This window comes from Verrucomicrobiota bacterium (genome assembly GCA_016200005.1).
GTDB lineage: Bacteria > Verrucomicrobiota > Verrucomicrobiia > Limisphaerales > PALSA-1396 > PALSA-1396.
On record JACQFP010000060.1, the window covers coordinates 1 to 13,986 of the forward strand.

Sequence of the window (13,986 nt, forward strand, 5' to 3'; positions counted from 1 at the left end):
TCTCACCGCGTGGACGACGAATTATAACCAGCTTCTCTTCTGCCGCACGTTGCTTGGGCTATTCGAGGCCGGCCACTGGCCCTGCGCGCTGAAGACCACGCATCTCCTGCTTTCGGAGCGAGACCGCACCATGGGCAACAGTGTGCTGCAAAGCGGCGCGTCCATCGGCGCCATCATCACGCCGCTCGTGATGCGCGTGATGATGACGGACGCTGTGGGAAGTTGGCGACTGCCGTTCCAGGTCGTCGGAGCGTTCGGCATGCTGTGGGTCCTGGCCTGGTTAGCTTTCATTCGTCCGCGCGACCTCAGCGGTATGTCGCCATCGAATGGCAGCCAGTCGGCCACGAGCACCCAGCCGGAGTCGCTTTGGAGTGTCGTCTTCAGCCGACGGTTCGCGGTCGCGCTGGTCGTCATCTTTTGCATTCACACCACCTGGCAGCTCTTGCGCGTGTGGCTGCCGATGTTCCTCCAAAAGGGTCGCGGGTACAGCGAGAGCGATGCGCTATTTTTCAACTCGGCTTATTTTGTCGCCACGGACATCGGGTGCATTGCGGTGGGCGCGGTGTCGCTCTGGCTGGCGCGTCGCGGTCTCACGCCCCACGCCGCGAAGTGCCGCGTCTATCTGGCCTGCTCGCTGCTGACGGCGCTCACCGTCCTCGTGGCGGTGCTGCCCAAAGGCTGGCCACTGCTCGCCGCGCTGCTGGTTGTCGGTGCGGCCACGCTGGGCCTGTACCCGTGCTTCTACTCGTTCGTGCAGGAATTGTCGTCGCAGCATGTTGGCAAAATGATCGGACTGCTCGGCACGCTGGTCTGGGCCATCTCCTCGCCGGTGCACAAATATTTCGGCCGCTACGTGGATCGGACCCAATCGTTCGATCTGGGCATCGCGGTGGTGGGGTTGACTCCGTTGGTGGGCTACTTTGCGCTGCGACTGTTCTGGGAAAAACCGAAGGGAAGTTGAAATGCGCGTTGCGCTACACCACCCACTGAGTCACGACACCACGCAAATCCATTTCGAACTCAATGTCCACCACGGGCGGCCGGGTGTAATGCCAAGTGACGCCGTGGCGCTGCGCGGCCGGCAGGCTGGGCAGCACCAGTGATTCTAGGAGCGGATGCAGCGGGTGGGTCGTGTAAGCATTGACCGCGGTGACTTCTTCCCAGGTGCCGTGCAGACCGCGCAAACGGTCAACCATCACCTCACACACGTACCGTGCCTTTTCCGCGATAGCCTCGGCCGAGGTCTCGCCCCGACGCAGGATGCCGTCATTGACAAGGGTGCCTTCCACTAACTCGCCTGCGCCTGCAACGATGAAAGTCTGGCGTTTCAACTCGGCGTTCGGACGAACGAAAGAAAAGGCATGCAGCACTGGCTCCGGGCCCTCCAATGCGATCGGGCAGACGTTGGTTCGCGCGATAGGATTTGCGCCGTCCACGACCACACCCCACTCCTCCAGGACCGCGCAATAGCCGCGGTTGAACTTGATGAACCCCGGCATGGTGAACGGCTTGGGCGAGCGCAATTCCATGGCGCAGAGTTCGGAGCGCTGGCGACCTTGCTTGCGGAGAAAGTGGTCCACGAAATCAAAGCCCTCGCGCCACGGCCGCGCGACTTCCAGCGTGACGTGAACGATTTCGTGGCCTGGATTTGCAATCACGCCGCACGAATAGGGAGCAATCCCAGGGAGAAAGCGGTAAGAACAACGGGGATGGGTGACGAGAGGTGTCGTGGATTGAGCTTTCATTTCAAAAACAAATCCCAAACTTTCGCGCGCCGCAATTTGCCCGCCGGACCTTCGATCCACAGCGTGACCGTGAACTCGCCGCCCTTTTCGTAGCGATGCTGCGGATGGCGTTCGGTCGAAATCTGGCCATCGCCAAAGTCCCATTTCCACGTGGTGATCTCGCCCCTCGACTCATCGCGAAACGCGACCAATCGCCGCGCGGGGTCAACGACTTGAAACGTCCACCGAGCTTCGATGGGTTTGCGCAAGCCTGGCTTGAGCGGCATGAGGCGAAACGCGCAAAGGTCGGACGCGTTGCCGTACATCGTCGTTTTGTGCGAGAGATTCCAAAACGCTTTGTAGTGCTCGGCTTTTTCGTCGTCGTAATCGAGCACCGCCCACGACAGACCGACGAGCGCATTCTCCTTGAGCTGGGACACGACCGCGCGCGCCGGGCCGTCGGCGGGAGCGAAGTCGAAGGGGGTGATCCAGAATTCCAGCACCAGCTTGCCGCTCTGGCCGGGGCGAAAATTGTAGCGTTGCGCGGCGTTGGCGTAGGGCAGTTCTTTGATCCACGGCTGGCAGCCCCAGACCATCGCCCAGTCCTTGCCTTCAGCGGGCGTGAAGATGTGGTAGTTTTGCGCATGGACACCGTGGAAGCTGAAGTGGGCTTCCTCCGGCCGGTCCTTGAAGTGCGGGTGCATCTGCTTGATGAGCGGCCCGCCGGACAAGTCGCCGTCCACCACCACCTCGAAAATGTCGTTGTGCAAATCCGTCCGGGCGAAGTCCCAGTAATCGTCGGAAGCCTCGTACAGAAAGTAGAGCTGGTTCAGGCCTTTGACCCAGCCCACGCGCACCTGAACGTCGAGGTCGGCGCGATCATGGTTTGTCCCATGCCCGCCCACGGTGTCGGCGAGCTGGTCCATGCCGATGATGTAATGCTTCGGCACCATCGCCCAATCATCTGTGTTGCCGTCAATGCGCGGGATCTGATCGGGCGGGAACTGAAAGATCTTGAACTCGACGCCCGGGCGTTCGAGCGCTTGAGCGACTGGAACCGCCGCCAACAGGAAGCCGAGGATCTTTATGAGCTGTGATCCAATCACAACAACCCGAACTTTCTGCGCGCCTCGTTAGTAAGTTGGTTGGAACTCCAACCCGGCTCCCAGGTTTGCTCTACCACCACCTGGCGCACGCCGGGCACCTTCATCAATCGCTCCCGCACCGGCAAGGACAACGTGGGATGTACCGAGATCGAGCCGTGCGTGAAGTAGCCAAGCCGCGGACGCCCGCGATGCGGCATCGCCATCACGACCGTCACCACATCGCCACGGACCCGCACATCGTACACCAGTCCCAGGTCCACTACGTTGATGTCCGCCGTGTAAAACTGCGCGTCCTTGCAATCGCGCAACGCGTCCCACAACGACTGCTTGGGAATCGGACTGTCGCCCGCTTCTCCTGGCCGCGCCAATCGTCCAGGGGATTCCTTCGCCGTAATCTGTTTCGGCAATTCGCCCGCCGAGGCGGCCAGCGGGTTCACGAGCCGACGGCGCAACTCTTCGATCATGCGCGGCACGTCCGCCGTGGTGAACGGCAGGACGACATAGGCGTTCTTTTCATGCAGCACCGCCCCGGCCGGCACGTGCTTGCCCGGCAGCGGATACCGGCTCCACAATTGTCCGTGCCAGCGATAAGACAACGTGGGCGCGCCCGAATGTTTCAGCTCCGGCAACCCTTCCGCCTTGTGCTCCAAGAACAGCGCGATGAACGAGTCCTTGCTCTCCTTGTTGAAAAAGCCGACGCCCCACAAGTTGTCCTGGTGCTTCGCCTCCACCTCGCCCGTGCGCAACTTGCCGTCCGCCCCCATCCACACGCTGTCCGTGAAGGAGTGTCCGGAGAAAACCCACTCGTCATCCCGCATGGCTTCGGCCTCAAAATCTTTGACGGCCGTCATGCGGCCCGTCTTGTGGAACCACGGCAGCCCGGCATAGAAGCGGTACTCGACGTCAATGTTGAGCCGGCTCGGTGAAAACAGCGGATGAACCGGCGAATACGGAAATCCCCAGCGCCGGACGATCGTACACAACGGCCCGCGCACGACTTCGTAATCCGGACACGCGTCCCAGTACGTGATCCGCAGTTTCTGAAAACTTCCCGCGGCGACGTAGTCATGCGCCCAGTCAATGCCCGGCGGCTCGCCGTGTCCCTCGCCGCCCGAGAACAACTCCAGCCCGTGCTCGCGCTTGAGGGTCAGCCGTTCGAGTTGCCCCATCTGCCGCGAGAGCGACGCCTTGTAAAACTGGTTCTCGATGTCCAGTCCGAACCCTTCACCCATGGTCACCAGGTCCGTCGGATACGCGGGCAACTCCGCGTCCGGGTTTCCGTAAAACACCAAGAGGGTTTGTTTCTGTTTTGCCGGAGCGTCGGCCATGAACAGCAGCTTGCACAAACGTTCGTTGCCCCGCCGCACCTCGCCGATCACCTGACACGGCACTTCCTTCAACGCGCCATCGCTCACGCGCGCCACACGAACCTCCCGCGTGAGCGAGGTCACCTGCTCGGTTGGAAAACTTAGCAATATCTCCACTGGCTCCGCCTGCCGCTCCTGTCCGATTGTTTCGTCGAGGGTTAAAGTCTTGAGATACTTCCACCCTTTGGCCCAAGTTTTCCAAGGAGACGGGAGCGAGTCCACGGTTTCATAACGGGCCTCCGCTACCAGTGGAGTTCCGAGACTCTCTTCCTCCGCCTGCGCCTGAATCGCCGTGCTCCGCAGCGAATGCGCCAATGCACGCGCCAGCCGAAAATCCTTCCGCTGCCACGCCGCTTCGAGCAGCTTCAGCTTCTCTTCAAACCGGTCGGTGCGATCCCAATAGGTCGTCTCGCTCGCCGTTTTAATTGCCTCAACCGCTTTGCTTTTGGATTCGCTGGCCGCTGCCTGCGCACGGAACCGGGCCAACGCCGGCAGCGACAAGCCCGCGAAACCAGACAAGCCAAGGCCTAGAAATGTCCGGCGCTTGAGCGGTAAGGAGCCACCATTCGAAGTGTCAGGTTTTCCTGCAGTCGGCATGTTGGTTCGGCGCAACCGTATATCTCGCATGGTCTCAACAGCGAGATTTATTTCCCGGATCTTTCAACCAACTCTTCATTTTGCCGCTGGGTTGGCCACTGCGCCGGAGACAAACGCGACGTGATTCGAATTGCCGTCGGAAATCAAATAAGCCAGTAGATCGAGGACTTGCGCTTCTTGCAGCGTGTTGAGGATGCCGGCTGGCATGTTCGAGACTTTCGACAACTCCCTCCGGCGGATGTCTCGTTTGCGAATCGTGACAGCTTCCGCAATCGCCGTCTGCGGAAGGACCACCACCACCTGGTCGTCTTCACGAACGATACGACCATTGGTGATCTCGTCGGATTTCGTTTCGATCTCGGTCGCCGCAAATCCTTCCGCGATGACTTTCGAGGGCAGAACAATTGATTCCATCAGGTCGTGCAAAGCCAGCCGTTTCCCAACGCCTGTCAAGTCGGGGCCCACGCTGCCCACTTCACCGGTGAACCGGTGGCATTGGCCGCAACCCGCCTGCTTGAAGGCGGCTTTGCCAGACTCGAAGGAACGCCCCGCTTTGACCTTGTCCAGCGACGGTAGGAGATTTTCCATCTTCCAATCGCGAACGAATTGATGCTCGGGTTTCAGGCTGCGGATCCAATCGCGAACGAGCGCGATTGCTTTTTCATCCGCCGTCGAGACGACGACCGGTGGCATTTGACCACGACCGCGACGCGACAACCGCTGGTAAAGAATTGAGCGGTCAGGATCACCGGGCGCAATCAGCATGGCGTCGGCGATGCCGAACGTGTCGTGTTGCGGTCGCGCGCCGATGACGTTCATCTCTTCGAGCTTGGTGCTCAAACTGAGAATCATCTTCGAGTTGCCGCCCCCCGCGCCAACGTGACAGACGGAACAGTTCGCGTGAAGATAAGAACGGGCCCGCGCCTCAAGACTCTCGCTCGGATGGTAAGGATCAACCTGCTTCGTCAATTCAGCCGGAGGCTTGGGGAGAGCATTGGTGAACAGCCCGATGTGTTCCAACGTGCGCAACTGGTTGTCTTTCACCCCGTCGTAATCATGCACCCTGTTCATCTGCGATTCCGACATGCCGAGAACGAAATTGGCGGCGCGACTGTGACAAGCACTGCATTCGGCCCGACTCGGAAAACGCCAGACTTGTCGCCGTACACCGCCGGTCGCACGGCGGTCATGTATGACGAATTCTTTCTCGTCACCAGTTTTCCGGACGAGCGTCGCGTCGGATTGCGCGTCGTTCCAGCGATAGGAGTAGCCAGCCCATTGCCCACCCTGAAAGACGAGCAGCCGCGTCTCGATCCGCTGGCGGGAAGCCGGATTGCCAGCCTCGCGCTCAAGCGAAAGTGTTTGGACCAGCACCGCACCGTTTGTGAAATTCCAACCTCCGGATGAGGCGTAACCAATGCGGGTGTCGCCCGGCAGGGCGATGAATCGTTCCGCCGAGGCACCGTCCGCCCAACCGGGCGCGTTCACCGAGTACGGAATCACACCTGGCTGAACCTGGTGCGCCTTGGTGGATCGGAACAAACCGGTTTCGCTGAGACGCGTCGGAAATTTTGCCTTCGAGATTTGCTTCGGTGCCCGGATCAAACGAAAAATGTTTCCCGCGTGATCGGCGATCAACATTCTGCCGCGTTGATCCACCGCGAAGGCGGTGATCAGCAATTCCGTACTGGCCAGCTCCTGTCGCCACGTCACGCGCTTTCCGTCATGGCGCGCGCCCCAGATTTTGCCGGTCGAGTAGTCCCCGTAAATGTACACGCCGTCGAGTTCGGAAAGTTCATGGCCGTAGTACACCACGCCGCCCGTTAGCGACCGCGCTTCGGAATGGCTGTGTTCGATCGTCGGCAGCACGACCGGCGTGGGGCCGAGCTTACGATTGAGGTAAAACGGATGACTGCCTTCATACACGCTCCACCCGTAATTCTCGCCGCGCCGCATCAAGTGGGCGGTTTCCCAGAGGTCCTGGCCGTTGCTGCCGACCCAGATTTGGCCGGTCTTTTGGTCAATCGTCAGTCGCCACGGGTTGCGCAGACCGTAGGCCCAATTTTCGGGTCGCGCATCTTTCAACCCGATGAATGGGTTGTCCTTGGGCACGGAGTACGGTCGCGTTCCGTCCGGTTGATCCACATTGATGCGCAAGATGCCGCCGTTTAGATCGCTCAGGTCCTGGCCGGTCGCCCAGGTATCCGAATCACCCGATCCGTCACCACTGGAAATGTAGAGCATCCCATCCTGCCCAAACACAAGGCCGCCGCCGTCGTGACCCATCGAGCGCCACTCGAGGATGACTTGCTCGGTCTTGGGATCGCACGGCTGAGGAGGCTGCCGCCCAACCGTGAAGCGCGAGATGCGATTCAGTCGGTTCGTCTCGGGCGTTGGCCCATTGCTAAACAAATAAATGTAGCCGTTGGTGCGATAGCCGGGATGAAACGCGAAGCTATAAACGAGACGATTGCTGATTGCGAGAAAGGTTTCAACCTGAGCGGTGTTTGGGTCATCACGCAAGCGGAGGACTCGGGCCGGTCTGTTCGTCTCCCCGTTTTGTTGAATGACAAACAACCGGTCCGTTCCCGACTCCGCCGTAATGAAGATCGGTTGTTGCCATTGAATGTTTGTAAAAGTTTTCTCCACGGTGTACGGCAGCGGCGGCTCGGGCGAGCCGATCACGCGGGAGGTGGTCCACGGAATTCGGTGGTCGAGGCCGAACGGTGGTTCATCGGCGGCGTGGAGAAGCGGCCAGCCGAACATCAGCCAAATGGCGAAGAACATTGGAGCGATCACCGAGAGTCTCGTACCCGGGCTGATGGGGGAACACAGTTTCATGGTTTGATTCATTGTTCAGACCACGGCCCCATCGGCGGCGGCGGTGGCGGTTCGGTCCAGCGCCAAGTGGGTTGATAGCGCAGCCTGAGATACGGGGTCTCGATGCGCCGTTGGTTTTTGTTGAGCGACAGTAACAGAGTGTCCAGCGTGCCGCTCGTTAGAAGCGACCGTTCGACGTTCCACGAAGGATTGCCGGTGACCATCATCTGCTCGATGCCGTGTTGAACAAGGGATCGAATGCCGCCGGCCGGAGATGCGCCGAATTTTGCGCCTTCCATAACCGCTGGGGTTGCCTTGGGGCAGAACGGCTTCAGGCATTCCATCGCCATCCATGTCTCATGCGTCACCCCAACGGTGTCCACCAAATCGAGGCAAGGCGGTTTGACGGAGACGCTTTTTCGCGATCGGCCGCTCACGCTAATGGGTGACACGTTTTCGGGTAGCGGTGGAACAAGGCTGGCCCACATCTGTTTCACTGCAACGGCTCCCCTCGGGTCATAAAGGTGACTTTTGAGCGCTGCCCGAAGCGCTGGTCACGACTGCAGAAAAACACAACTTCATTGACCCTCTGCCGGATTATCGGTGCCTTCCCGACAGGAAGCACTTCCCCTTTGGTGAAGCCATTCTCATCAAACACTCGGGCCTTGCCGTTGCCCTCATACTCCAGATACCAGTTCGTTTCGAGCTGCACAGGGAAGTTAATCGACTCACCGTTCACTCTCAGGCCTGGATTGTCAAGGGTCTGAGGAGTTTCCCGAAGTGCCTCAAGGCGGCTGAAGTGAGCTGTCACCGCAGCCCCGCTTGGCAGGTTGGAGAGGAAGACGTACACCCGGGAAATCTCCGCGAATTTGATGCTGCGGATTGCTTCGTAGTGACTGAAGGGGAAGGCGAAATCGTAAACCTCGCCCTTGGCCGACTCAGGCATTTCGATATATTTCCAACCCTTAAAGTCAAGGCGCACGTAATAGTCGCGCGCCTCCCACCGGCTGGAGTCCTCAAGGATGAAATGGAGGTACGCCCCCGAGCCATCTCCTTCAACCCACGTTGCTAGAGCGCGATGATGGCTCAGATCCTTGGGAGTGTCGAAGATCACCTCGGCGCATCCCCAGCCGGCGGCATTCGATCCCTTGTTCAAGGCGGCGACCTCGAAGCTCGTTTTTTCACCCGGAGATTCTTGAGCGGAAGTCTTGAGCCGGTATTCGAGCCCTGTGGTCTGCCGGTCAGGACTGCCTAGCGGCCCGGTGGCTGAGGTGTTAAGTTTCAGGGGTCCGGGTTCCAGCAGGACGACATTTGCCAAATCACCGTATCTTGTCAGAGTCGGCCTCGCCTCGATCGAGACACGCAAAGATTGGTCCCGGTACGCATTCTCAAGCGTCCAGACATTTTTCCCTCCCTCCACCGCCGTGACGTGCTTTTCCGGGCTGTAGGTCACTGGTAGAATGCGCCAACTAGCATCCACCGCGCGGTCCAGGACAAATTCTTTGCCGGGCGCCTTCAATTGTTCCCGGATTCGCTCCGGGAAATAATCGTTGAGTTTGAGTTGTTCCCAATTCTTGATGGTCGCGAAGATCTCTTGGGTCCGGCCGTTGCCGTCCAGGGCGGCCTGCTTGGTTTCGAGGGACATGGCGGCTCCGTAGGCGAGCGCTTTTGACCAGGCGTACTGCATTTCCCGGAGCCGGGTGGCGGCACCATCCAAGGCGTGGCGAAAGTACCCGAACCAGCCGAACTCGAAGGGCTGCAAGTCCGCCGCGGAATTCCTCGCGCCCGCGACGCTAACCCGGTCGAAGTACTGGATCATGCCGCTCTTGACAAAATCCACGGTGTTCCCCCGGGTGAAGATGTGCCAGGTGTAGGCCGTTGGGGGAGCCAGCCCGAACAACACCTCGCGCCGCGTGTAATGATACAGCTTGGAGAATATCAGGTTGCTGAGATACCACGCTGGCAGTGGGTATCCCGGCGTCGCCCCGGAGCCATCGGGATAGAGGAAGTCAAACTGAAATTGATCGAGGGCTGCGGCCTCGGCGCTGGCGATGCGATCATAGAGGTCGCCCCTCCAATCCGCTTGGTAGCCGGAAACCATTTGCGCGAGGTTATCAATCGGGCTGCCGGCCCGATGCGCCGCGGCGAGCGTCCCGTGCGCGCCCCGCTGGCAACCGGTGAAGCCGTACGGTGGCGCGGTTTGCAAGTCTTCATAGACGACGATCTCGTCGTTGATGCGCAAGTCTCGCCCGTAGAAGTAGAGAGCTTTGTCCGCTTTGGATAGCAAACCCACCGGAGATTCCGTCGTCGGTATGAAGGTGTCATCAGGCCCGATGTTCGTGCCCAAGATTCGCCTCCGGTCGGGGTAAACGTACAGGCCCGGATCGGGCACCGGATGAACTAGCGGGCTGTTCTTGTCGATATCCTGACCCAGGATGTGCGCGCCGAACTTCAGGCCGGCGGTGTGGATCTTGTGGCTCACGGTTTTGAGTCCCGCTTCACCGCTGGGAAAATTCTTGCGATTTACGGGAATGGGATACGTTCCATGCGCACCGTTCCAGACGCCATCATAGACCACGATATAGCCGAACCCGCCTCCCTTCGCATAGTCAATCATCGCGTCGGCGGTGGCCTCCGAAAGATCCACGAAAAGGTAGGATTTTTTCTGTTCCACTGATTTTCTGGCCCAGACTCCCCCGAGCATAGGATGCGGAAGACCATTTTCTGTTTCCACCTGTTCGATGCGGGCCAGCAGATCCTTGGTGGGAGATCCCAGAATGGCGATTTTAGCCCCTTCCAATCGGACCCTGCGGTCAGCGAGCGCACTGAGCACTGCCCGCCGTCCACCTTCAGGGCTGGCGTGGGTTTCCAGGTTGAGGGGAATGACGGCGGCCGCATAGTCGTCGTCCCGGCAGGAAGCGATGCTGCGGCTGACATACTTGGTGAGCGTCAGCGGCAAGTCCGCCAAGTGAAAGGACGAGATGGTATGGTCGTTCACCGCCGTCAATTCCAGCGTTGCGTAGTGCGGCAGGACCCGCACGTGGATCTTCGCCCAGATTCCCGAGCCTCCGAACTTCACCTGCAAAAACCCGCCCGCGAATTCCACCGACGTGGAACCGAGCCGTTGCCCATTCTTTTCAATGGACATGAAGTGGCCCGGATCGGCTGCGTCCAAATAATTCTTGCCGGTCTGGCGATCCTGAAAGGCTTGATTGTAGCCATTGGTCGCCACCGCATAGACCATCTGGCTGGTGGCCAGGACGATCCGGTCGCCTTCCACACGCACGCCGGGAGGCTTGTCCTGGGCGGAGACCGCAGAGAGAGCGAGCAGGAGTAGTGGACCAGCACGCAACCAGACCCAAGCTTTAATGTTGGCAATTTGGTTTTTTGACGCTGCGCGGTTCATTGCCAATCGTGGAAATGCTTTGGTCGTCAAGGAACAGTTAGAAGCTGCCCGAACAGAATTTCCATCACATCTGCCGCCACGAACAACGGCCAAGCAACGATTGCGACCAACAGCCGAACTCGCTGCTTGAACACATCGCTCAAGACGCTTTCCGGCAGGTTTCTACTGAGCATAACAGTTTGTTTGTCATTCAATTCATCTTCGTTTGTCGAGTTCATCATCGGTTCGGACGTGCTCAGGCCCGGTTGCATGACTTTTCCAGAAACTCAACCGCCATTAACTACGTCATCAAATTAGCGGCCCCAAGCGCCTGGATGCGCAATCAGTTTCCGCCGTAGCCCGGCCGATCCCAGAGGGCCCGCGGACCCCCCTCACGAAACTGAAAACCGATCTGGCTGGCCTTCATGGTTTCGGCGTGGCCATCGACAAACGCCGCAACGGTCCTCTTATTGTGCCGGTTTACCACCCGGGCCGGCTGGCTGTCGTAGTAGGGCTGGTTGTTTGGCGTTCGGAAAAGCAGATAATTAAACGGATCAAATGGTGTCTTCAAATCTGGAATCCATTTGTCAGGCTGAGGTTCGTGCGGATTACTGATCAGACCCGCATCGGCCGTGGCGACCGTCAGGGTGGGATTGGCCACCCAGCTTTCTTTGACCTGGCGATCCGCTTGATCGGGCCTGGTTGAGAAAATGTATTCGCCGATATTGGGGTGGTTTATCCCGATGCCAAAACCATTCGTCAAGGTCAGGCTGGGGCAACCGTGGATTTTTGCATTCGACCCCAGCATGGGACGCAAAATATCGGGCCACCATGTGTCCGGCCCGGGCACGAGCGCGCCGGAGGGAGCAGGGATGCTTCCGAGCGTCGCCCGCACGAAATTGCCTTGATTATCATCCGTGTACATCCTGAAAGCGATGCCCATCTGCCGCATGTTGCTCATGCAGTTTATCGCCTTGGCTTTCTCCTTGGCTTTGGCCAGCGCCGGTAAAAGCAGCCCCGCCAAAATGGCAATGATGGCAATCACCACCAGCAACTCGATCAGCGTGAAGCCGTGCTGGAGGGAGTTGGGCGATTGGATGAGACGTGGGTTTTTAGTTTTCAAGCATTCGCATTCCAATCTGCCTTGGGTTACTTGCTGCCCACCGTCGTCTGCATGCGCATCAGGTCCGGGTCAAATCGAATTGACGGGACATCGTAGCCGGTGAATTTCAGCACAAAGGTGCGTTTCCACTTCCAGTATTCCACGTGTCCGTCCGCAAAGGACATCGTGCCGCCCTTGTTGTGGCGGCTGGCCGGCCAGTTCCACCAGTCCCACGCGCCGGCGGGCCGGATGCCGAAGGTAGCGTTATCAATGCTGTCTTCGTTTTCATCCCAAGGCACGCTGGCCAGCGAAGGCCCGGAGTGGTTGATGTCGGATTCTTTGAGGTTGATTTCCTGATACACCGGTGGCCCGCCCATCCAAACGCTCATCGAGTAACTCCGAAAGCGCAGGGTGCTCTTGCCGATCACCTGCGACTGGTCGCTCGGGCAATGATAAATCCCAATCGAGGAGTTGTACGGGAAAAAGGCTGAACGCTGAATGTTGGTGGACCTGTCGTCCCGTTTGGCGTCGCCGGCGACCCAAGCATCTGAACTGAGGGTCGCTAAGTTGTTCCCCCCACTGTTGAAGGCCAGTTTGCCGTCGTTGTCCAGCGCATAGAGATGCCAGCACAACTGCAACTGCCTAAGGTTGCTCGTGCAGTTTATCATTTTGGCTTTGTCCTTTGCTTTGGTCAGCGCCGGCAAGAGCAACCCTGCCAAGATGGCAATGATGGCAATGACCACCAACAGTTCGATGAGCGTGAACCCGCCGGCTCGGTTTGACCGGAGGCAAGCCGGCGTCGTGAACTTCCTCCTATGCGAGGCTGGCTGCTTGCACGCAACGTTCAAGAAACTCCCGAGGCTGGCGTTCATGAGACGTTCCAATTCGTGCGACATTTTCGGTGACAATTGATTTTCCAGTTCATCTTCTTCTTATCGGCGCAGCCGAAAGAATTTCCTATTGGCCGTTGGCGTTTGCACCAACGGGCTCGGGCACGCCATATCCACCCAAGGACCCGTCACGCTGTCGGCTGTTTGCAGTGTCCCAAGTCCGTCCCAGGAAACCACGACGCTCGATCCCGACCGGTAAATCTTCAACTGCAACGGCAGCGCGCTTAACGCGCTCTCCGGCGGATCCAAGTCGTAGGGAATAAAGTCCGCATTCGTCGTTAACAGCAATTTGTCAAGTTTGAAGCCGTCCTCCCGCATCCAGATGTTCAAGGTATGCAACCCGGCGCTGGGGACTTGGATGAGAGCCGTCTGGCCAGACGGCACGGGTTTGTTGGCTTGTCCCACCCAACCCCAGTCCGACGTGTAGGTTCTGTCGATCCGCTGCGAAGCGCTGTCCGTTACAGGGGATGCACCATCAATACCGGCATTGAAGGAATCAGCCCCGCTGTCCGTGGCAAACCCACGTGCCCAGAGGTAATGAGTGCCGCTGTAGGCAAACATGATCTGGTAGTCCAGCCGCGGAACGAACGGGGGGTTGTCGTCATACGCCACTCCCGCGTTCGGAGTCAGGTGCAAGTAACCATCCCCAGAAAAATCAATCTTCGCCCCCAGCGGATTTGCGTCCGTGAACCGGAATAGCAGTGGTCTGAACTGATCCGGGTCCGTGGGCGGCGTTTGCAGGTCGTAATCCTCCGCTTCCACTACGGCAAACCCGCTGGCGTCCTCCTGCAACACCGTTCGCTTCGTCCGAAAGGTCGCACTCTTGCTGTAGCTGTTCCCGTTCGTATCGCTGTAACTCCACACCGCCGTGTTGAGCGACAAATACGGCAGATTGCCCGGCGGCTGGTAACTGGCCGTCGTCACCGCCCCCGTCCGCGTGATCCCCGGCGTCACCGCCTGCCCGTTGAAATTCAACTGCACCGAGTTGCTCACCA

The 13,986-nt window shown here is 59.1% G+C and carries 11 protein-coding genes; 1 reads left to right on the forward strand and 10 read right to left on the reverse strand.

The annotated features are described in order from the left end of the window. Positions 1-961: MFS transporter (locus tag HY298_20190; GenBank protein ID MBI3852583.1), on the forward strand; the 961-nt coding region annotated here is incomplete at its 5' end. Between the two features lie 13 nt (positions 962-974). Here HY298_20190 and HY298_20195 read toward each other — a convergent pair. The 10 genes from HY298_20195 to HY298_20240 form a co-directional block, all read right to left on the reverse strand. Then, entirely contained in the window at positions 975-1,658 is a 684-nt protein-coding gene (locus HY298_20195) for a RidA family protein (GenBank protein ID MBI3852584.1), read from the reverse strand. Between the two features lie 83 nt (positions 1,659-1,741). Next, positions 1,742-2,677, reverse strand: coding sequence for a PKD domain-containing protein (locus tag HY298_20200; GenBank protein MBI3852585.1), 936 nt, complete (start codon positions 2,675-2,677; stop codon positions 1,742-1,744). Between the two features lie 149 nt (positions 2,678-2,826). Then, on the reverse strand, positions 2,827-4,794 hold the full coding sequence (locus HY298_20205) for a hypothetical protein (protein MBI3852586.1): 1,968 nt from the start codon (positions 4,792-4,794) through the stop codon (positions 2,827-2,829). A 75-nt stretch (positions 4,795-4,869) separates the two neighbouring features. Further along, on the reverse strand, positions 4,870-7,581 hold the full coding sequence (locus HY298_20210; GenBank protein ID MBI3852587.1) for a PQQ-dependent sugar dehydrogenase: 2,712 nt from the start codon (positions 7,579-7,581) through the stop codon (positions 4,870-4,872). Positions 7,582-7,643: 62 nt separating this feature from the next. Beyond that, complete coding sequence (locus HY298_20215) at positions 7,644-8,051, reverse strand: hypothetical protein (protein ID MBI3852588.1); 408 nt, start codon at positions 8,049-8,051, stop codon at positions 7,644-7,646. A 56-nt stretch (positions 8,052-8,107) separates the two neighbouring features. Beyond that, complete coding sequence (locus HY298_20220) at positions 8,108-11,020, reverse strand: hypothetical protein (protein MBI3852589.1); 2,913 nt, start codon at positions 11,018-11,020, stop codon at positions 8,108-8,110. 26 nt (positions 11,021-11,046) lie between these two features. Next, positions 11,047-11,271: a hypothetical protein gene (locus tag HY298_20225; GenBank protein MBI3852590.1), complete on the reverse strand. Its 225-nt coding sequence runs from the start codon at positions 11,269-11,271 to the stop codon at positions 11,047-11,049. Positions 11,272-11,342: 71 nt separating this feature from the next. Beyond that, positions 11,343-12,098 (reverse strand): prepilin-type N-terminal cleavage/methylation domain-containing protein, encoded by a 756-nt coding sequence (locus HY298_20230; protein MBI3852591.1) that lies wholly within the window; start codon positions 12,096-12,098, stop codon positions 11,343-11,345. 50 nt (positions 12,099-12,148) lie between these two features. Continuing rightward, a complete protein-coding gene (locus HY298_20235) occupies positions 12,149-12,973 on the reverse strand; it encodes a prepilin-type N-terminal cleavage/methylation domain-containing protein (GenBank protein ID MBI3852592.1) in 825 nt (274 codons plus the stop codon). 60 nt (positions 12,974-13,033) lie between these two features. After that, a partial coding sequence (locus HY298_20240; GenBank protein MBI3852593.1) for a hypothetical protein occupies positions 13,034-13,986 on the reverse strand: 953 nt, incomplete at its 5' end.

Excerpts from the sequence above, each read along its gene's own strand:
- HY298_20200 (MBI3852585.1), bottom strand. The coding sequence starts at position 2,677 with ATGGTGCCGAAGCATTACATCATCGGCATGGACCAGCTCGCCGACACC.
- HY298_20205 (MBI3852586.1), bottom strand. The coding sequence starts at position 4,794 with ATGCCGACTGCAGGAAAACCTGACACTTCGAATGGTGGCTCCTTACCG.
- HY298_20210 (MBI3852587.1), bottom strand. The coding sequence starts at position 7,581 with ATGTTCTTCGCCATTTGGCTGATGTTCGGCTGGCCGCTTCTCCACGCC.
- HY298_20220 (MBI3852589.1), bottom strand. The coding sequence starts at position 11,020 with ATGAACCGCGCAGCGTCAAAAAACCAAATTGCCAACATTAAAGCTTGG.
- HY298_20225 (MBI3852590.1), bottom strand. The coding sequence starts at position 11,271 with ATGCAACCGGGCCTGAGCACGTCCGAACCGATGATGAACTCGACAAAC.
- HY298_20235 (MBI3852592.1), bottom strand. The coding sequence starts at position 12,973 with ATGAACGCCAGCCTCGGGAGTTTCTTGAACGTTGCGTGCAAGCAGCCA.